The 18,455-nt window shown below is 71.4% G+C and carries 19 protein-coding genes, 1 tRNA gene and 2 pseudogenes; 11 read left to right on the top strand and 11 right to left on the bottom strand.

Going from position 1 to position 18,455, the window contains the following annotated elements; translation table 11 throughout:
- From ACWJ6R_RS11925 to ACWJ6R_RS11910, 4 genes and pseudogenes are all read right to left on the bottom strand, one after another.
- Nucleotides 1-609 (bottom strand): annotated as a pseudogene (locus tag ACWJ6R_RS11925) (hypothetical protein); the annotation flags it as partial.
- 106 nt (nucleotides 610-715) lie between these two features.
- Nucleotides 716-1,537 carry a TIGR03943 family putative permease subunit gene (locus ACWJ6R_RS11920; RefSeq protein WP_449062279.1) on the bottom strand — a complete coding sequence of 274 codons (822 nt, stop codon included), beginning with the start codon at nucleotides 1,535-1,537 and terminating at the stop codon, nucleotides 716-718.
- Nucleotides 1,522-2,553 (bottom strand): permease, encoded by a 1,032-nt coding sequence (locus ACWJ6R_RS11915; RefSeq protein ID WP_449062278.1) that lies wholly within the window; start codon nucleotides 2,551-2,553, stop codon nucleotides 1,522-1,524. The genes ACWJ6R_RS11920 and ACWJ6R_RS11915 overlap by 16 nt, the downstream gene beginning before the upstream one ends.
- A 106-nt stretch (nucleotides 2,554-2,659) precedes the next feature.
- Complete coding sequence (locus tag ACWJ6R_RS11910; RefSeq protein ID WP_449062277.1) at nucleotides 2,660-3,262, bottom strand: hypothetical protein; 603 nt, start codon at nucleotides 3,260-3,262, stop codon at nucleotides 2,660-2,662.
- 276 nt (nucleotides 3,263-3,538) lie between these two features.
- Between ACWJ6R_RS11910 and ACWJ6R_RS11905 the strand changes: the two genes are divergently transcribed.
- Nucleotides 3,539-4,783, top strand: a complete 1,245-nt coding sequence (locus ACWJ6R_RS11905) for a sensor histidine kinase (protein ID WP_449062276.1) — start codon at nucleotides 3,539-3,541, stop codon at nucleotides 4,781-4,783.
- Complete coding sequence (locus tag ACWJ6R_RS11900) at nucleotides 4,780-5,463, top strand: response regulator transcription factor (protein ID WP_449062275.1); 684 nt, start codon at nucleotides 4,780-4,782, stop codon at nucleotides 5,461-5,463. The genes ACWJ6R_RS11905 and ACWJ6R_RS11900 overlap by 4 nt, the downstream gene beginning before the upstream one ends.
- Before the next feature lie 160 nt (nucleotides 5,464-5,623).
- Here the strand turns inward: ACWJ6R_RS11900 and ACWJ6R_RS11895 are convergent, their stop codons facing one another.
- Nucleotides 5,624-6,487, bottom strand: coding sequence for an NUDIX hydrolase (locus tag ACWJ6R_RS11895; protein WP_449062274.1), 864 nt, complete (start codon nucleotides 6,485-6,487; stop codon nucleotides 5,624-5,626).
- A gap of 327 nt (nucleotides 6,488-6,814) precedes the next feature.
- On the opposite strand from ACWJ6R_RS11895, the gene ACWJ6R_RS11890 reads away from it, so the two are divergent.
- Together ACWJ6R_RS11890 and ACWJ6R_RS11885 are read left to right on the top strand one after the other, a co-directional pair.
- Nucleotides 6,815-7,384, top strand: a complete 570-nt coding sequence (locus ACWJ6R_RS11890) for a GNAT family N-acetyltransferase (RefSeq protein WP_449062273.1) — start codon at nucleotides 6,815-6,817, stop codon at nucleotides 7,382-7,384.
- Between the two features lie 176 nt (nucleotides 7,385-7,560).
- Entirely contained in the window at nucleotides 7,561-8,013 is a 453-nt protein-coding gene (locus ACWJ6R_RS11885) for a DUF6461 domain-containing protein (RefSeq protein WP_449062272.1), read from the top strand.
- A gap of 57 nt (nucleotides 8,014-8,070) precedes the next feature.
- Here ACWJ6R_RS11885 and ACWJ6R_RS11880 read toward each other — a convergent pair whose 3' ends face one another.
- The 3 genes from ACWJ6R_RS11880 to ACWJ6R_RS11870 all read right to left on the bottom strand — a co-directional run bounded on the left by ACWJ6R_RS11880 (nucleotide 8,071) and on the right by ACWJ6R_RS11870 (nucleotide 10,618).
- Nucleotides 8,071-8,712, bottom strand: coding sequence for a hypothetical protein (locus tag ACWJ6R_RS11880; protein ID WP_449062271.1), 642 nt, complete (start codon nucleotides 8,710-8,712; stop codon nucleotides 8,071-8,073).
- A 536-nt stretch (nucleotides 8,713-9,248) separates the two neighbouring features.
- Nucleotides 9,249-10,130, bottom strand: coding sequence for a M15 family metallopeptidase (locus ACWJ6R_RS11875; RefSeq protein WP_449062270.1), 882 nt, complete (start codon nucleotides 10,128-10,130; stop codon nucleotides 9,249-9,251).
- 275 nt (nucleotides 10,131-10,405) lie between these two features.
- Nucleotides 10,406-10,618, bottom strand: coding sequence for a hypothetical protein (locus ACWJ6R_RS11870; RefSeq protein ID WP_449062280.1), 213 nt, complete (start codon nucleotides 10,616-10,618; stop codon nucleotides 10,406-10,408).
- On the opposite strand from ACWJ6R_RS11870, the pseudogene ACWJ6R_RS11865 reads away from it, so the two are divergent.
- From ACWJ6R_RS11865 to ACWJ6R_RS11850, 4 genes and pseudogenes are all read left to right on the top strand, one after another.
- Nucleotides 10,592-11,202: pseudogene (locus tag ACWJ6R_RS11865) on the top strand (prolipoprotein diacylglyceryl transferase). The gene ACWJ6R_RS11870 and the pseudogene ACWJ6R_RS11865 overlap by 27 nt on opposite strands.
- Nucleotides 11,203-11,444: 242 nt before the next feature.
- Complete coding sequence (locus tag ACWJ6R_RS11860) at nucleotides 11,445-11,711, top strand: hypothetical protein (protein ID WP_449062269.1); 267 nt, start codon at nucleotides 11,445-11,447, stop codon at nucleotides 11,709-11,711.
- 41 nt (nucleotides 11,712-11,752) lie between these two features.
- Nucleotides 11,753-13,309: a radical SAM protein gene (locus ACWJ6R_RS11855; protein WP_449062268.1), complete on the top strand. Its 1,557-nt coding sequence runs from the start codon at nucleotides 11,753-11,755 to the stop codon at nucleotides 13,307-13,309.
- Between the two features lie 86 nt (nucleotides 13,310-13,395).
- Entirely contained in the window at nucleotides 13,396-13,698 is a 303-nt protein-coding gene (locus tag ACWJ6R_RS11850) for a hypothetical protein (RefSeq protein WP_449062267.1), read from the top strand.
- A 71-nt stretch (nucleotides 13,699-13,769) separates the two neighbouring features.
- Here ACWJ6R_RS11850 and ACWJ6R_RS11845 read toward each other — a convergent pair whose 3' ends face one another.
- Together ACWJ6R_RS11845 and ACWJ6R_RS11840 are read right to left on the bottom strand one after the other, a co-directional pair.
- A complete protein-coding gene (locus tag ACWJ6R_RS11845) occupies nucleotides 13,770-14,657 on the bottom strand; it encodes a MauE/DoxX family redox-associated membrane protein (protein WP_449062266.1) in 888 nt (295 codons plus the stop codon).
- Nucleotides 14,658-14,674: 17 nt separating this feature from the next.
- On the bottom strand, nucleotides 14,675-15,625 hold the full coding sequence (locus ACWJ6R_RS11840) for a hypothetical protein (RefSeq protein ID WP_449062265.1): 951 nt from the start codon (nucleotides 15,623-15,625) through the stop codon (nucleotides 14,675-14,677).
- A 282-nt stretch (nucleotides 15,626-15,907) separates the two neighbouring features.
- Here ACWJ6R_RS11840 and ACWJ6R_RS11835 point away from each other — a divergent pair, with 282 nt between their 5' ends.
- Complete coding sequence (locus ACWJ6R_RS11835) at nucleotides 15,908-16,438, top strand: SigE family RNA polymerase sigma factor (RefSeq protein ID WP_449062264.1); 531 nt, start codon at nucleotides 15,908-15,910, stop codon at nucleotides 16,436-16,438.
- Between the two features lie 136 nt (nucleotides 16,439-16,574).
- Here ACWJ6R_RS11835 and ACWJ6R_RS11830 read toward each other — a convergent pair whose 3' ends face one another.
- Nucleotides 16,575-17,123: a MarR family winged helix-turn-helix transcriptional regulator gene (locus tag ACWJ6R_RS11830; RefSeq protein ID WP_449062263.1), complete on the bottom strand. Its 549-nt coding sequence runs from the start codon at nucleotides 17,121-17,123 to the stop codon at nucleotides 16,575-16,577.
- A 102-nt stretch (nucleotides 17,124-17,225) separates the two neighbouring features.
- On the opposite strand from ACWJ6R_RS11830, the gene ACWJ6R_RS11825 reads away from it, so the two are divergent.
- Both ACWJ6R_RS11825 and ACWJ6R_RS11820 read left to right on the top strand, forming a co-directional pair.
- Nucleotides 17,226-17,789 carry a YceI family protein gene (locus ACWJ6R_RS11825; protein ID WP_449062262.1) on the top strand — a complete coding sequence of 188 codons (564 nt, stop codon included), beginning with the start codon at nucleotides 17,226-17,228 and terminating at the stop codon, nucleotides 17,787-17,789.
- Nucleotides 17,790-18,057: 268 nt separating this feature from the next.
- Nucleotides 18,058-18,147: transfer RNA gene (locus ACWJ6R_RS11820), tRNA-Ser, on the top strand.
- Nucleotides 18,148-18,455 lie beyond the last annotated feature (308 nt).

Here is an 18,455-nt window from a genome sequence, read left to right as displayed (position 1 = left end):
GGCGGCGGTGGGGGCGGTGGGACCGGAGGAGGCCGGGGCGGGGGTGCCGCAGGCGCCCGAGGACCGGCGTTCCGCGACGATCCGGTCGACGCCCTTGTCCCGGTACTCCTCCTGCTCCTCCGGCGGCGGGACGTGCCGCCACGAGCCGCCCTCCCGGACGAAGTCGTAATCGTAGGGGGCCGGGTCCCCGGCGCGGCTCGCCGACACCAGGGCGGTGTCACCGGTGACGTAGACGTCGGTGACGGTGAACGCCGCACCGGCGACGAGCTGCGGGCAGAGCTGGAACAGCCGCACGTACTCCTCGCGTGCGATCGACGATCGGGCCCGGGTGCTCCACAGGTCCCAGAAGTCACCGGACCGTCCGCCCGCGTAGGCATCGAACGCGGTCTGGGCGGCCTGCCGTACCGCCTCCTCCGACCGGGCGTCGCCCGGGGTGTCCGAGGTGCTCGCGGAGGCCGCCGGGGAACCCTGCGCCGCGGACGGGTCCAGCACCGTGAGCACGGCGACGACCGTCCCGATGATCAGCCCGGCGACCATGAGGACGATCACGGTCAGGCCGCGGCCCGTCTCGCCCCTGGACGGCGGGCCGTACTGCGGCGGGTAGCCCACTTCGGTCTCCGGGGCCGGTGGGAACGGATGCAGGTGATCGTAACGCCGCTCGGTCCCGAGTGGCGATGGAGACCACCGGCCCGTCTTCGGGGCGTTCCTCCCGTTCCTACTCCTCGTACGGCTCGGCGGGGGCGTCGATCCTCACCAGGTCCGTGGCGGACAACTCCGGATGGACCACCCCGTTGGGCATCTTCTCGAACTTCGGCGGGATCCAGGTGCCGGTCACCTCGACCCAGGTGTCGGCGGGCGGCGCGGGGATCCCCTTGATCGCGACCTTCAGCGGGAAGGCGTCCGCGGCGCAGCAGGCCAGCTGCATGCGGGTGAGGTACCACTGGCCCTGCTTCTTGGACGGTACGGCGAAGCCGGTCAGCCGGACCTGGCGGCCGGTGAGGGACTTCTTCTCGTCGTCCCAGGCCCGGCCGATGAACTCGCCGATCTTCATGTCCACCGGGCCGTCGCCGGTCAGCGGGGTGAAGGCGCTGAGCGCCTGCGAGCGGGGCCGGGGCGTGTCGTCGGAGCGGGCGGCGGCGAACGAGCCCAGGGCGGGCGGCGCGATCAGGAAGATGGCGAACACCGGCAGGCACAGCAACCAGGCGACCCGCGGACCGCCGTGCCCGTGCCCGTGTTCTTGCCCGTGTTCGTGCGCAGGTCCGTGCGCGTGGTCGGCGCCGCCCCCGTCGGTCTCTCCGCCCTCGCCCTCATGCCCGTGCCCGTGCGCGGCCCGGTGGTCCTCCTTCACCCGCCACGCCTGGACCAGGCCGGTGAGGCCGAGGACCAGCAGCACCGCCCCGGCGCCGATCAGGAACGGCCGGAAACCGGGTTTGACGTAGTTCAGGTAGGTCGTGGAGAACGCCGAGATCCGCAGTACGGCGCCGCCCAGCAGGGCCAGGACCAGGCTCTGGGACAGACGGTTCACAGCAGCAGCCATCCGGACAGGGCGCTCACCAGTACGGCGAGCGCGAAGGTCAGTGGGACGAACCTGACCGCGAACGCGCGGCCGAACGTGCCGATCTGCAGCGCGATCAGCTTGAGGTCGACCATCGGCCCGACCACCAGGAAGGCGAGCTTCGCGGTCGGTGAGAACGCGGTCATCGAGGCGGCCACGAACGCGTCGGCCTCCGAACAGATCGACAGCAGCACGGCGAGCAGGGCCATGACCAGCACCGCCAGCCAGGGGATCTGGGCCACGGCGGTCAGCCACTCGCGGGGGACGAGCACGTTGAGCGTGGCGGCGGCCAGGCCGCCGACGATGAGGAACCCGCCGGCGTGCAGCAGGTCGTGCCGCATGGCCTCGCCGAACGCGACGAGCTTCGAACCCCCGCCGTGCGGGCGGGACGGGATCCGCAGCCACTCGCTCCGACCGAACCGCAGCCAGAGCCAGCCGACGAGCACCGCGACGACCAGCGAGGCGCCGAACCTCGCGGCGACCATCAGCGGCTGGCCGGGGAAGGCGACGGCGGTCGCGACCAGCACGATCGGGTTGATCGCGGGTGAGGCGAGCAGGAAGGCCAGCGCGGCGGCCGGGGTCACCCCCCGGGCCATCAGCCCCGACGCGACCGGGACCGACGCGCACTCGCAGCCCGGGAGCACCGCGCCCGCGATCCCGGCGACGGGCACGGCCGCCGAGGGACGTGCGGGCAGCGCCCGGGTCCAGAACGAGGCCGGGACGAACGCGGTGATCGCGGCGGACAGGGCGACCCCGAAGACCAGGAACGGCAGGGCCTGCACGCAGATGGCCACGAAGATCGTGGCCCAGGTCCGCAGCGCCGCAGAGGTCAGGTGGGGGGCGAGTGCGAACCGCCCCACGACCAGCAGGGCGATGACGAGCATGAAACCCCAGGGGAGGACGCGCCCCGAGGAGAGGTCACGGCCCCAGGAGTCCGGGGGGAGCGCTCCGTCCTCATCTGCCCACGCCCGCTGCGGATCGGTGTGGAGACGAGACATGCCCCCCATGGTGCCAGAGGGTCCCGCCGTACCGGACGCCGCCGATGTTCCACGTGGAACATTCATGGAGCGCTCCCGGGAGGTTCACGGAGCGCTCCCAGAAGGTTCACGGGGCGTTCACGGTGGATCGGGCGTTCACGGTGGATCGGGCGGGCTCGGCCGACCGGCGGGCGAGGGGGGCGAAGGAGACGAGCAGGAACAGGGCGCCCAGCGGGATCAGGTCCTTCTCGAAGAACGGGAGCAGCAGGTCGGCCATGACCAGGACGGGCGTCCAGGCCCGGACCCGGCCGCCGACGGCGAGCTGGAGGACGAGGGCGAACTGGGCGACGAAGAACAGCAGGGGGACACCGTCGTAGACCACGAACGAGACGCCCGGAACGGCCTGCACCCGGTCGAACAGCACACCCATGGCGTCGTGGTCGGCGGACATGAACCCGATCGCGATGTCGATGGTGAACTGCGCGGCGAGGGCGAGGACCCCGGCGGTCCCGAGGACGGCGCTCACGGTGGCGACGGCGTTCCGGCCCGCCATCCGGCGCAGCTCCCAGAAGATCGGGACGAACAAGGCCAGAGCCGCCAGAAAGGCGAGGTGGCCGGAGGTCCAGGCGAGGCCGGGACCCCGGCTGCCGTCGAGGCCGTCGAGGATCCGGATCACCCCGTAGGCGAAGACGAGCAGGGGTGCGGCGACGAAGGCGGTGCGGACGTTCATTTCGGGGGCTCCCAACGGCTCGGTGTGCGTTCTCCGAGCCTGACCTCCTCCGGCTCGGAAATGATCGCCGATGGGAGCGGTTCCCCGGCTCGCCCGTGCGGGGGAGCGCCTCCCCCGCACGGGCGATTCCGGGCCCCGGCGGGTCGCGGACATCCCCTGCACGGGGGAGCCGGACGCCCGGGATGGTCCGGGATACTCCGATGCCATGCCCTTCTCCCCTTTGGTCGAGACCTGACCGGCTCCCTGGCCGGGCGGGTACGGGCGCTTCCGCCCCTCGTGCTGGACACGGCGCTGACCGTCCTGGTGCTCGCCGCCCAGTCGGTGCCGTTCCTGTACGAGACGCGCCGCCTCGGTGAGGGACCGTGGACGACGGCCCACTACCTCCCCGTCCTCGCCTCCGCGCTGCCGCTGCTCGCGCGCCGCCGGTACCCGTTCGCGGTGCTGGTCCTCACCCTCGCCGCCTCGGGCCTGTACTCCCTCAACGACCCGGACAACCCGGCCCAGCCCATCTGGTACGGCTGGATGGTCGCCACCTACACCGTGGCCGAACGCTGCTCCCGCGGGCGGCGCTTCGCCGGGGCCGCGATCGTCCTCTGCGGCTCCCTGCTCTCGGTGGGCTCCGTGCCCACGTTCGTGCGGGGGATGGTGACCTGGGCCGCCGCCTACGCGCTCGGCAGGGCGGTGGCGGTGCACCGCGCCTACGCCGCCGGGCTGGAGGAGCGGGCCGTACGGCTGGAGCGCGAGCGCGAGATCGAGGCGGAGCGCGCGGCGGAACGCGAACGCGCCAGGATCGCCCGGGACATGCACGACATCCTCGCCCACGCGGTGAGCGTCATGGTGGTCCAGGCCGAGGCCGGGCCGCTCGCCGTACGGTCGAACCCGGAACGGGCGGAGACCGCCTTCGAGACGATCGCCACCGCGGGCCGGGAGGCGATGGCGCAGCTCCGGCGGATGCTCGGCCTGCTGAAGGAGTCCGAAGGGCCGAGGGACCCGCAGCCCACCCTGGACCGGATCCCCGACCTGGTCGGCCGGGTCGCGTCGGACGGTCTCCGGGTGTCCCTGACCACCGTCGGCACCCCGGCGGAACCACCCGCCGACGTCGAGGTGGCGGCCTATCGGATCGTCCAGGAGTCGCTCACCAATATCGTCAGGCACGCCGGCGCCGCCGCGGCGGAGGTCCGCCTCGACTGGAAGGACGACGCGCTCATGATCACTGTCACGGATGACGGCCGGGGCCCCGCGTCCGCGGGCCGCTCCGGGGAGGCCCGGCGCTCCACCTCCGCGGAGGGAGGGCCGGTCGGTGGCACCGGACCGGTCGGTGGCACCGGAGCGGTCGGTGCCGGACGGGACGGTGCCGGACGGGACGGCAGGGAGTGGACGAACGGCAACGGGCTGATCGGCATCCGCGAGCGGGCCGCGGCCTGCGGGGGCAGCGCCGCGTTCGGCCGTGCCCCGGGCGGGACCGGGTTCCGGGTGTCCGTACGGCTGCCCTTCCGCGAGACCGCGGGGGTGATCCGGTGACGATCAGCGTGGTGATCGCCGACGACCAGGAACTGGTGCGCAGCGGTTTCGTGATGATCCTCGACGCGCAGCCGGACATCACGGTCGCCGGGGAGGCCGGTGACGGCGTCGAGGCGATCGCGGCCGTCCGCAGGCACCGGCCGGACGTGCTGCTCCTCGACATCCGGATGCCGCGGATGGACGGCATCGAGGCAGCCCGCACGGTGTGCGCGCAGACCGGTACCCGGGTCCTCATGCTCACCACCTTCGACCAGGACGACTACGTCTACGACGCGCTGCACGCCGGGGCGAGCGGCTTCCTGCTCAAGGACGTGCGCCGGGACGACCTGGTCCACGCGGTTCGCGTCGTGGCGGCCGGGGACTCGCTGCTGGCCCCGTCCGTGACCAGGCGGCTGATCGACGACATGGTGAGCCGGCGCCCGCGTCCGGTCCCGGTTCCGGTCCCGTCCGGACCGTCCGGACCGGGCGGGCTGGACGGGTTGACTCAGCGCGAACGCGAGACGCTGGTCCTGCTGGGCCGGGGGCTGTCCAACGCGGAGATCGCCGTCGAACTGGTGGTGAGCGAGCACACGGTCAAGACGCACGTGAGCAACGTCCTGATGAAGCTGGGCCTGCGCGACCGGGTGCAGGCGGTCATCACCGCCTACGAGTCGGGGCTCCTTCAACCCGGAACCCGCTGACCCGGCGGCCGCTCACACCCGGAACCGCTCACACCCGGAACCGCTCACACCCGGAACCGCTCACACCCGGAACCGCTCACGCCGGGAGAACGACGACACCGGCAAACGCTCACGCCGGGAGAACGACCACGTCAGGAGGACGACCGCATCAGGAGAACGCTCACAATTGCGACAGCAGCCACCTCGGCCCGGTGACGTCGGCGCCGAGTTCGGTGACGCGGTCGCGCAGGGCGCGGTCGGCCGTGACGACGAGGACGCGCTCCCAGGCGGTGGCCTCCCGTACGGCCCGCACGATCGTGTCGTCCCCGCTGCCCGGCGCGGCCAGGACGGTGACGCCGGGCGGCGCGGTCACCTCCCGGGCGGCGCCCTCGACGACCGCGACGATCCGGGGGAACCAGCGGGCCAGGACGGGCAGGTGCCCGGGTACGGCGTGCAGGCCGCCCTCGGCGAGGGCCGCGACCTCGGAGAGCAACTTGGCGGCCGCCCCGGCGCGGTCCTTCCACCAGCCGTGCTCGGCGCGCGCGCCGACGATGTTGGCGGCGTCGAGGACGAGCACCAGGGGGCCGAGGGCCGGCCTGATCGCAGGCCAGCTCTCCGCGAAGCCGGGATGGAGCCTCCTGGCGGTGATCTCCTCGACGGGCAGCCAGCGCAGGTCGATGCTCTCGCTGTTGGCCGGGATCGCCGGCAGCAGCTCCGCGGCCTCGGCGATCACCGTCTCGAAGGACCAACCCCCGTGGTCGTCCAGGTAGACGCCCTGGACGCGGAGGCCGTCGCCGTACAGGGCGGCCTCCTCGCGGGCCTCGCGCAGGGCGCCGGTGATCGCGTCCTCGTGGCTGTCGCGGGCGCCGCCGGGCAGGCCCCAGGTGCCGCCGTGGTGGCTCCACAGGGAGCGCTTCTGCATGAGGACGTGGGGGGTGCCCGCGGCGTCGTGGTGGACGGCGAGCAACCCGGACGCGCCGTATACGCCCCAGTGCCGGTGGCCTCGGTCGCACCGGGCCCAGCCGTCACCGTCCCCGACCGTCATAGCGTCCATGATGCCTCAACTCGGATCTTTTACCAGGGGGTCGGAGCGATCACCGTGTGCGACCGTCCGACCTCGGGAAACGCCGGTGATCCACCGTGACAGAGGGACTACCCGGTGCGGCCCGGACCGCAACGCGTGCCTCGCGGGTGACGGCGGGACGCGCGGTTCGGACGCGCCTGGATTCCGTGCGGTTCGGATGCGCCTGGATTCCGTGCGGGCACGTCGTCGCCGGTCCGGCGGCGGGAGGCAGGGTCCGGAGGCGCAGGGAGCCTGTGTCCACCGATATCCCGATTGCGGCGGTGATGGCGCTGCTACCAATATGTTCCAATGGAACAGGTATCCCCTCCTGAAAAGATCGTCGCCGGGTCCGTCGTGCTCCACCGGGTGCGGGAGGCCGACGCCGAGGGCGTCGCGGCGGCGGTCAGCGAGTCCATCGCGCATCTGCGGCCGTGGATGCCCTGGGCCCACGACGGGCACTCGGTCGAGGACGCCCTCGGCTGGATCCGGCGCATGGAGGAGGGCTGGGCCGGGGGCACCGAGTTCGGCTACGTCCTCCGGCTCGCCGACGACGGCGCGGTCATCGGATCCATCAGCCTGATGGCCCGCGTCGGCCCCGGGGCCCTGGAGATCGGCTACTGGCTGCACGGCGGTCACACGGGCCGGGGACACATGACGGCCGCCGCCGGGGCGCTCACCGCTGAGGGACTCGCCATGCCCGGGATCGAGCGGATCGTGATCAAGCATGACGCGGCGAACCACGCGAGCGGCGCCGTACCCCGGCGCCTGGGCTACCGCGAGGTGGAGCGGGTGTCCCGGGAGCCGGTGGCGCCCGCGGAGACCGGCGTCGACGTGCTCTGGGAGATCCGGCGGAGCGGTCGCCTCACGACTCATCGGTGAACCGGTTGCGCCCGTGTCGTCGGCCGCTTCTGCGAGCATGGCGCGATGATCACGACGCCCGACGATTACACCTGGCTCATCGAACGTGTGAACGGCGCCTGCCTCACCTACATCCGCGGTCTGACGGCCGAGGAAGTGATAGTCCGGCGCGGCGCCGCCCGGAAGAGTTCGTACCCATGCCCTTCCGGGAACTGGGCGGTGCCACCGACTCCGGCGTGTCCCTCGGCGTGCTGACCGTCGGCGACTGGGTGTTCACCATCGAACCCGGCCGGAACGGCCTCGCCGAAGAAGTGATCATGCCGATGTCGGCGGGCACCCGCGTGGTCGCCCACAGCCATCTCGACATCAAGGCCCTCGACTACTTCTACTGGATCGAGGACGGTGAGATCCGGTTCTGCTTCATCGCCCAGGAGGGCTATCTGGAACAGGTGCCGGACGAACTCACCGAGACCATGAACCTCATCGACTCCGCCTACCCTCCGCTCACCGACCCCCACGAAGGACCGATGTTCCTGCTGGCCGAGCACCTCACCGGGATCAAGCTGACACCGAGACTGCTGGAGGAGTCCATCTACCTGAGCGGAGTCGTCCCCGAACCTCAGTCCTGGGAGAAGCCCTGGCCGTGGTGAACGGAATCCGGCACAGGCCTCACATATGGGGGTGACTCCATGTCGTCGAGGGCATCATTATTCGGAATAAAAGAACCTGCATTTGCCGCCGAGGGCCTCGAATGTCGCTCTCTTTACTTCTCCATTGGAGAGCGTGATGTCCACGTCGGCGTAGACCTGATGATTGTGCTCACGGATGGTTCCTTCGATCACGTGTGCCGAGGTGATCGTATATCCGATCTCGGAGCCGGAGTCGACCTGGCGACCCACTAGAGCCTCTGATATGCCGCTCGCTGTGCGGAATGTCATTGGGACTGATTTTTTGGGAATGAAAGTCAGGGCGATGATGCCAAATATTATCACCACGGGGCTGGGGATTGCCACGAAGAGTGCCAGTGGCGGCAGCATCCACCATAGGCTCCAGCCTTTTTTGATGCATATAAAGCTCAATGCGGCGCCTATTGCGATATAGATGGGATTCATGTCGGCTTCTCCTGGAGGTTCTCTATGCGAGTGGTCGAACTCGACGGTGGTCGCATCGGCAGACCTGGGCGCAGTCTGAAGATTTCGGCCTTCTGACGACGGCATCCAGTGCCCTCTCAGGATGACCGCTCCATCTGAGGATGGACGGTTGCGATCGCTCGGCTCGTTGACGGACGGCACCGCACCGAGGATCGTGGATAGATGGAATCCACCATCATCAAGATCTATCGGGATCACGACTCAAGCCGGTTCCCCAACGACACGGACGGAGCCGTTGGCCGGTGCAGCGCGCATGGGAAAACGGGGGAATGCGGCGGAGTCGGTGACCATGACGTGCTGCTCGAAGAGAAAGACGGAATCCTGGTACATTGGGCGGTCTGCACACAGTGGACACGAAGTCAGCCTGACGCGATCGAGCATCTACGGCGCCACGGATTCATTAACTGACGGTATCCCTGCGGTTCACGCGGCCGCATGCCCTGCGATTTCGAATCGATCGGATGCATCGCCTGGCGAGGACCGCCGCGAATCGTGACCGCGAGAGTCACCGAGGCTCACGGCAAATGCCGCACAGAGGTGACGATGGTCGTCAGCCCCTTCAGCCGCGTGATCGGTTCTGCTCTCACGGGCGGTCGGACCGGCGCCTAGGGTCAGCCGGATCTGCGAGGACAGGACACGACGAGGGCACACGAGGGGTGAGGCGGCAGGAGACACCGAGAACCGAGGAGAGGCCGGACGGCAGGTCAGGCCTTACCTCGACGCCGGCCCGGGTCTCAGCCGCCGCCCTTGCTGAAGTGCTGGTAGTCCTTGATCCCGGACCACGAGCCGCCCCACTCCCAGCCGAGTTTCGCGAAGGCCCGGACCACCTTGTCGCCGGGGTTGATCACGCCGGGGGCGTTCACCGGGCGTTTGGCGAACCTGCGGGCGTTCTTGTGGGCGACCGAGCCGTTCGCGGAGACGTAGGGGTTCTCGCGGGGGTTGATGTCGATGGCCTTGCCGTACGCGTGCCGGGACCAGCTGCTGGAGCCGGTCGCCGGGCGGCAGTTGAAGGCCGAGGTGTTGTCGGCGTCGATCGAATCGAAGTCGTCGCCCTTGTAGACGTCGACGAGCACCATCCGGTAGATCGGCCAGCGCCAGTCGTACAGCCGGCCGAAGACGGTGACGACGTCGTCGGCGACGTCCTCGTGCACGACCAACTCGCCGGTGTGCGGCCGGTCGTCGAAGCCCCAGTAGGTCATCGTGATCAGCCGCAGGTCCTTCACCGGGACGGGGCAGCCCTTGCGCCAGGAGTACGGCAGGCGCTCGCGGGCGACACGGGTGACCTTCGCGGCGAACTCCGGGGGCGCGGCCGGGGGCTGAGTCTGCGAGGGGAGCGGTGAAGCGGCCCCGGCGGACGGCGACGCCTCCGGGGAGGCCGTTCCGCCCGGTCCGTCCGTTCCGCCGGGAGACAGGGACGGTGACGGGGTCACGGAGGGCGAGTCCGTCGGTGACGGTGACGGTGACGGTGACGGAGATGGCGAAGGAGACGGGGACGAGGGGCGCGGGACGGACGGCGGAGGCGGCGTCGTGGGGGCGGTGACGGGTTCGGAACCGCCGCAGGCGCTCACCATGAGGTAGGCGACGGTGATGGCGAGGGCGGTCCGGGCGCGCGTCATGAACGGAGACCTTCCCACCTGCTGCCACCTCACAACGGACCGATCCGGCGGGTCATCAGCGTAGCCACCGGTCGCACCGGGTGGCGGCGCGCGCGTCCGGACCCATCGCACCCGGACTCATCGCACCTGGGCGCGCGTCCGGGCCCATCGCACCCGGACTTACCGCACCTGGGCGCGCGTCCGGGCCCATCGCACCCGGACTCATCGCATCCGGGCACGCGTCCGGGCACGGTTTCCGGCCGGGTGGAGGTGATGGTCCGGAGGCGTTCTCACATCTAATGTGGCGGGATGGAGCCGATGATCGGGGTCGGCGGGGCGGCCGTGCCCGTGCACGGCCTCTTCGTCGCCCTGGGGGTGCTGGCCGCGGCGGCGGTCTTCGTCGCCGAGGCCCGCCGCAGGGCGCGCCGGCCGAGCAGTCGCTGGTGGCGGTCACCGGGGCGCTGGTCGGCGGGGCGGTCGGCATGCGGCTGTCCGGCTGGGCCGAGCACCTCGACCCGGCGCTCAATCCGAGCCTGCTGGAAGCCTGGATGTTCGGCTCCCGGAGCATCCTGGGCGGGCTGACCGGCGCCTACGCGGGCGTGCTCGTCGCCAAGCGGCTGATCGGTTACCGGGAGCGGACCGGTGACCTGTTCGCGCCCGCGGTCGCGCTCGGCATGGCGGTCGGCCGGATCGGCTGCCACCTCACCGAGGCCCCCGGCCGACCCACGGACCTGCCGTGGGGGGTGCACGCCCCCGCCACCACACCCGCCTGCCCCGGCTGCCTGACCGGGCAGGCCATGCACCCGTCGTTCCTGTACGAGGCCGCCTTCCAGCTGGCGGCCTTCGGCGCGCTCTGGTGGCTGCGGAGCAGGATCACCGGCCGGGTGAGCTGTTCACCCTCTACGTCGCGGCCTACGCCGTCTTCCGGTTCCTGGTGGAGTTCACCCGAGCGAACGAGACGGTCTGGCTGGACCTCACCCGCCCGCAGTGGTTCCTCGTCCCGGGCCTGCTGCTGGTCGCCCTCAGGCTCCGGTACGGCTACCGCCGGGGCTTCTACGACGCGCTCGTCCGCAGACAGGAGGCCCGAGCATGACCACGCCGCCCCAGGAACCGCCGGGCCCGCCGGAGGAACCGCCCCAAGGCCCGCCGGGACCACCCGGTCCACCGGGGCCTCCGGAGGAACCGTCCAGAGGCCCGTACGGCCGGCCGGGGGAGCCGTCCCAGGGCCCGTACGGCCGGCCGGGACCGTACGGCTACGGCCCGCAGCTCGGTCCGCAGGGCCCTCCGCCGGGATGGGACGGGCGGCCCCCGTCCGCCGGCTCCACGGGGGTGGTCGTGGGACTGGCGTTCGTCGGCCTCCTCGTCTTCATCGCGGCCAACGTGCTGATGGCGCTCCTCGCGTTCTCCACCGGATCGCCCGTGGGCATCGGGGTGGCGGCGGTGGTCCTGGCGCTGGGGACCTTCGGCGGCGGGATCTGGCTGGTCCGGAGGGGCGAACCCTGGTCCAAGGGGCTGGGGATCGGTCTCATGGCCGGCTGGGCGCTGGTCTCGATCGTCAGTGCGGGATTCTGCACGGGCGTCAACCCGGGGGTCTACCTGTGACCGGGACCGCCGGGACCCCCGGGACCCCCGGGACGGGTGGGATGGGGCTGCGGGGCGACCGCGTCCTCCGCTACGTCAACGCCTTCTGCCCGCGCTGCCACGACGAGGACCCCGAACGCCCTCTCCACGACGTGCCGCGCCTGACCGGCTACCTCGCCGAACGCGACGGCCGGGTGTTCCTGGAGCGCGGCTGCCGCGTCCACGGCCTGGTGCGCACCCTCTACGACGAGGACCCGGAGATCCTCGCCTACCTGGAGGAATGGACCGCCCCCACCAAGGCCCACGTCCCCGACACCCCCGGGAACTTCGACCCGGTCCCCGCGGCGTACCTGCGGGGGCTCCCGGAGATGCAGACCCAGCACACCTGCATCCTGCTGGAGGACATCGCCGAGACCTGCAACCTGCGCTGCCCCACCTGTTTCGCCGGCTCCTCGCCCGACCTGCGCGGAGTGGTCCCGGTCGCCGACGTCCTGGCCAACGTCGACCAGCGCCTGGCCAGGGAGAACGGCCGCCTGGACGTGCTCATGCTGAGCGGCGGGGAGCCCACCCTCCACCCGGAGCTGGGGACGCTCCTGGCCGAGCTCACCGCCCGGCCGGTCACCCGGATCCTGGTCAACACCAACGGCGTCGCCGTCGCCCGCGACGACGCGCTGCTCGACCTGCTCACCGCGCACCGCGAGCGGGTGGAGGTCTACCTGCAGTACGACGGGACCTCCGCCGCGGCCTCGCGCCACCACCGGGGCGGGGACCTGCGCGCGCTCAAGGCGGAGGCCGTACGGCGGCTGTCGGAGCGGGGGATCTTCACGACCCTGGTCATGACCGCCGCCCTCGGCGTCAACGACGGCGAGATCGGCGACGTGGTACGGCTCGCGCTCGACACCCCCTACGTGGGCGGCGTCTCCCTGCAGCCGCAGTTCGGCTCCGGCCGGTCGGCGGCGATCGACCCGCTCGATCGGCTGACCCACACCGGGGTGCTCGCCCGCCTCGGCCCGCAGACCGGCGGCACCGTCACCTGGCGCGACCTGACCGCGCTGCCGTGCTCGCACCCGCACTGCTGCTCGGTCGGCTACCTGATCCGCGACGACTCCGGCGCGTGGCGGTCGCTGACGGCCCTGATCGGCCACGACCGGCTCAAGGAGCACCTCGGCCTGGTGGCCAACCGGATCGCCGACCGGGAGATCCCGCGCGAGCTGCGCCAGGCCGTACAGGAGTCGCTGCTCGGGCTGCTGTCGGAGCAGTCGTCGCTCTCGCACCCGCAGATCGGCGACCTGTGGCGGAACATCTGCGAGAACTGCGACCTGGGCGTGTCCACCCTGCTGGCGCTGGCCTCCTCGGCGCTGCCCGGCCGACGCGGGAGGCTCCGACGGATGCTCGGCGAGCGCGTGGTCCGGATCACCGTGAAGCCGTTCATGGACATGTCGACGATGCTGGAGGAGCGTCTGGTCCAGTGCTGCGTCCACGTCGGCACCCGCGCGGACCAGGACCAGTGCGCCCCGTTCTGCGCCGTCCAGGCCTGGCCGGCGCTCTCCCGCCAGCGGCTCTCCGCGGTGGCCGCGACCGACCCGGGCGTACGGCTCCCGCTGGTGGAGCTCACGTGACGGGGCGTACGGCTCCCGCCGGAGGGGATCCCGCGGCGGGACGGGGTTCCGGGGCCGAACGGGTGGCCGCCGGGCCGGATTCCGCGATGGGGCGGACGACCGCCGGGGAGGGGCCGGATTCCGCGACGGGGCCGGGAGCGAACGGCGCGCAGCCGTACGATCCGCTCCGGCTGTGCGTCTACGCGACCGTGGCGCTGCTGGCCTGGCTCGGCGGCGCATGGGTGGTGCTCGGCTTCGCGGTGCTCGGCTTCACCGGCTACCTGCGGGCGCGCCGCGCCGGGCTGACCCGGAGCAGGTGCCTGCTCCGCGACACCCGGCTGGTGCTCGGCTACCTCGCGCTGATCGGCGCGGCGGCGCTCGTCGCGCTGGTGCGGGGCTTCACCGGCTGACCTCTCCGTCCGGACCTTGGGAGGCCGGACCTTGGGAGACCGGGCCTTGAGTCCGGACAGCCGTACAGAGATCAATGATCGCGTGCCGCGAGGGCGTGGGAGCCTGCGGCCCCGTCCTCGACCGTCGCGGGCTCCGGCGCCGGGACGGTCCCGACCGCCTGCCCGTCCGGTCCGACCAGCGCCACCCGGACCGCGGGCTTGCGGCCGCTCAGGTAGACGGCGAAGACCACGTCCACCGGCTCGCCGTCCGGGCCCCGTCCCTCGTGGACGAAGAACCGCCAGCAGAGCTCCCGCCAGCTGTCGACCGGCTCCGTGCTCGTCAGCGACCCCGCATAGGTCCGCCAGGCCGTACTGGAGCGGAGCCGGGCGGCGGCCGTCGCGGCGTCCGCCGGACGCTCCTCGCAGGGGGCGCGGTGCCGGAGCCGGGCGGCGGTCTCCTCGATCTCCGGTGAGAACACGGCGACCAGCAGCAGTCCCCCGGTCACCGCCAGCGCTCCGGTCCAGGAGATCCCGGCCAGCACGGACCACCCCGGCACCGTCCCGGCCCACACGGTCCCGGCCGCCATGGCCGTCAGCACCACGGTGCGGGCGAACGAACGGAAGCCCACCGGGACCGCGCTGACCTCGCCGAAGCAGCCGCAGCCCACGTCGGGACGGCGGCGGCGCAACTCCCACAGGACGTAGGTGGCCACCGCGAAGAACGCGGTCGTCCCCCACCGGAAGGCGGGATGACCGGTGGCCATCAGCCCGCCCAGCAGGATCGCCTCCCCCGCCGCGCAGCCGAGCATCACGGGCGCGCGCCAGTGCTCGGGCACCAGCACGGCCGGTCCCAGCCCGCTCATCCCGCCCAGTCCCGCGTCGCCCCGGGCGGTCCGGACCTTGGCCACCGTGCCGAGGGCCAGCAGCAGGCTCAGCACCGGGAGCTGGGCGGCGGCGATCGTCCTCAGCGTCTCTGTCATCTGCGTCGTCACCTATGTCACCCCAACGCGATCCGGGTGTTGAAACAACCCTTGGTCAGCTCCCCGCCGAGCTCCACGAAGGAGGCCGGCGACAGTTCGACGATCCGGCCTCGCGGGGAGGTGCCGCACTCCAGGCACCGGTCGCAGAACCGGCCGGCGAGGCAGCCGCACGTCACGACCGGCACCACCGAGGTGCGGCCGGTGCACACGTTGCGCACGTCGAGCGCCGATCCCAGGGCGAGGTACGGCAGTCTCGCACAGGAGCGCCCCACCTCGTCGCACTCGGCGTCGGAGGACTCCAGCATCGGGTAGGCGGCTCCTCGCTCGCCGAAGTCGAATCCGTCGGACCAGGTCGCGGTGCCCGAGATGTGCGGTTGCGCACCACCGTAGGCGAGGGGCGGCTCGGGTACGGACGTCCACCGGTAGGGCGGCTGCGAGGTCGCGGGCAGCCGGGCGTGGGCCACGCCGTCCTCGACGACGCCGACGGCGTCGAACAGGTAGCCGGGTTCGAACTTCGGATGCCGGACCCGGAGCCGCCCCGAGACCGCGTAGGGGATGACGACGCTCCGCAGACCCCGGTGCGGCCCGCAGTAGAGCTCGACCGTGCGGTCCCGGGCACCGGGGCCGACCTCCTGGATCACGCCGGTGATCCGGGTGGTGTCGGCCCAGATCCGGTCGACGACCCGGCCGGCCTTCAACGCCCTGATGACCACGTTGGCGCCGGGGGGCAGGTCGGCCGGGGCCACGGTGTCACCGCGCCAGGCGGTCGCCCAGGGGGCGATGACGAGCCGTTCCTCCTCGCCGTCCGGGGTCTCGATGATGATCAGGTGCGGGCTGGCGTCCAGGACCGTGCCGGTGACGGCGTGCAGGAGCTCACCGTCGCCGGGGACGGGCCCGGGGTCCGCGAGGGGGCGGCCGAGCGCGGCCGAGGCCAGCGCCCGGCGGCGGTCGACGCTCCGCTGGGGCATCGTGGTTCTCCTGTTCTCGGCGGGACGTCCCGTCAGCGTCACATGCTTGGAGATGTCCTGCTGTCGGCTTCCCCCGATAATTCCGTCAGGTATCCGACCAGGTATCAGGATTTCCCTCCCCAGTGGAACGCCTGTCCCCCATGACGGGCGAAACGGTGCCTAACGGTCTCTCGGCAGTCGGTGGGGCGGTTGGTGCGATCTTTACGGCCGGGGGGATGAAACCTGGATCGCGGTTCAGCCGGATCAGGCGCTCCGGCTGCGATTCTGGCCACGGGAGACACCTTGACCACAGGGCGGGTGATCGCGGTGACCGGGGAGACCCACGACGAGTTCCGCGAGTACGTCGTTGCTCGCGGGCCTGCGCTGCTGCGCGCCGCCCGCCAGGTCACCGGGAACCCGAACGACGCCGAGGACCTGCTCCAGGCGGCGCTGGCCAAGACCTATATGGCCTGGGACCGCATCGAGGACCGTGCGGCCCTGGACGGCTACGTGCGCCGGGCGATGGTCAACATCAACATCTCGTGGTGGCGGCGGCGCAAGCTGGAGGAGTATCCGTCGGAGGAGGTGCCCGAGCCGGTCGCCACCGGCGTCCAGCGGCATCTGCCCGAACGGGTGGAGCAGGCTCTCGACGGGCTGCCCGCCCGGATGAGGGCCGCGATCGTGCTGCGTTACTACGAGGACATGACCGAGCCGGAGATCGCCAAGGCCCTGGGCGTCAGCGTCGGCACGGTCAAGAGCACGGTCTCACGCGGGATGGCCAAACTCCGCTGCGCCCTCGAGGTCCAGGAACGGCGGCTCGAACCCCAGCCCTGACCCTCCGTCCTCAGTCCTGGCCCTCCGTTCCCGGACCTGGCCCTTCGCCCTCAGCCCTGACTCTGTCCCCGGGCCTGATCCTTCGTCCCCGGACCCTCCGCGGGCCTTCTCCGGACCTTCCCTGGAGCGTTCCGGGTCACCGGCCGCGGCTCTCGGGGGGCTGCCGGGAGGGCGGCTGCCCGGGAGGGTGCTCGCAGGACTCGGGCTCTGCGGCGGACCCGGCCTGGGCGCCCGCCGTGGCGCAGGGCCGTACCGCGTCGCGGACGGTCCTGAGCGCGTCGAGGAAGGCCGCGAGGCGGTCGGGGGGGAGCAGCCCGGTGAGCCAGGTCTCGATGTCCACCAGGTGCTGCGGCAGCACGCCGCCGAGCCGCGCCAGGCCGGCCTCAGTGATCACCGCGTACGACGTCCGGCGGTCCGTGGCGCACGCCTCCCGCGCGACCAGGCCCTCACGTTCCAGCCGGTCCACGACCCTGGTCACGCCGCTGGTGGACAGGGTGGTCTGCGCGGCCAGGTCGCTCATCCGCAGGCGCTGCCCCGGAGAGCGCGCCAGGCGGATCAGGGTCTCGAAGTCGATCTCGGAGAGCCCCGCTGCCGCGAGGGTGGGGAGCGTCTTGTCCGACAGCCCGGTGGAGACCTCGGAGAGGAGGCCCATCGCGGTCAGCCGGGGGTCGTCTAAGGGAAGCACGTTCACACTGTATCGGACGATAGTTGACGGGAGGAATATTCCTCCTGTAGAAATATGTTGACGCAAACGTCTACGCAGCAACCATCCCCTCGGGAGAACACGATGAGCACTCGCACCTGGGAGAACCTCCAGATCCCCGCCGCCGGCAGCTACGCGCTCGACGCCGCCCACACCAGCATCGGCTTCGTCGTCAAGCACATGATGGTGAGCAAGGTCCGCGGCGGCTTCGGCGACTTCGCCGGCACCGTGACGATCGCCGAGAACCCCCTGGAGTCCTCCGCCGAGCTCACGATCAAGACCGAGAGCATCAACACCGGTGTGGCCGACCGTGACGGTCACCTGCGCAGCGACGACTTCCTCGCCGTCGAGAAGTTCCCCGAGCTGACCTTCCGCAGCACGCGGGTCGTCGGCCACTCCGGTGACGAGTTCACCCTCGCGGGCGACCTGACCATCCGTGACGTCACCAAGCCGGTCGAGCTCACCGTCGAGTACGGCGGCGCCGGCACCAACCCGTGGGGCCAGGAGGTCTGGGGTTTCTCCATCACCACCGAGATCGACCGCGAGGAGTTCGGCCTCACCTGGAACCAGGCGCTGGAGACCGGTGGCGTGCTCGTCGGCAAGAAGATCAAGATCGAGATCGAGGGCGAGGCCAACCCCGCCGCCTGATCTCCGGAGCCCGTGTGCGAGGCTCCTCGCCGGTCCGGCGAGGAGCCTCGCACATGTTCAGCAGGCGAGATTTCTTGTCTCACCCATAGAGAATCCACAGGTTTACCCTGGTCCTCACCTGGACGTCCACGACTCTGTCCACAGGTGTGGACGGAGTTATCCACAGATGGTGGATAACCCTTCGGGGGATGCACGGCCGACGCGCCAGGCAATCGCTTTGCCGCCCCGCCCGATCGCCGGTACTCTGTGCTGAGCCACATGGCTACCAGGAGGCTTCGCCTAGTCAGGTCTATGGCGCCGCACTGCTAATGCGGTTTGGGTTTACCGCCCATCCGGGGTTCAAATCCCCGAGCCTCCGCAGATCAGAGGCCCTCTCCCAGATCCGGGGAGAGGGCCTTTTCCATCTCCGAAGGCTCGGGGTTGCAGGTGCCGCCCGTCCGCCCCCCACCGCTCGTCACCCGTCGCCCCAGAGAGCCGACGTCATGCGCTCGCTCGCGTGCTGCATCTGGGCACCCGCCACATGGGTCAAGGCGGCGGCGCGGCGCGCCGCCGCACGGCCCAGCGTCGCGGACCCCGGCCGCGCATGTGGCCTGGGGGCCGGTCACGGCCGAGGCCGCACTCGGGCCGCGCACCGGCCACCGGCCTCGCCGTACCTACCACCGCACC

It is taken from the genome of Planomonospora algeriensis (assembly GCF_977012225.1).
The sequence above is the reverse complement of the archived record's forward strand: the minus strand, read 5'-3'. Positions and strand labels throughout refer to the sequence as shown.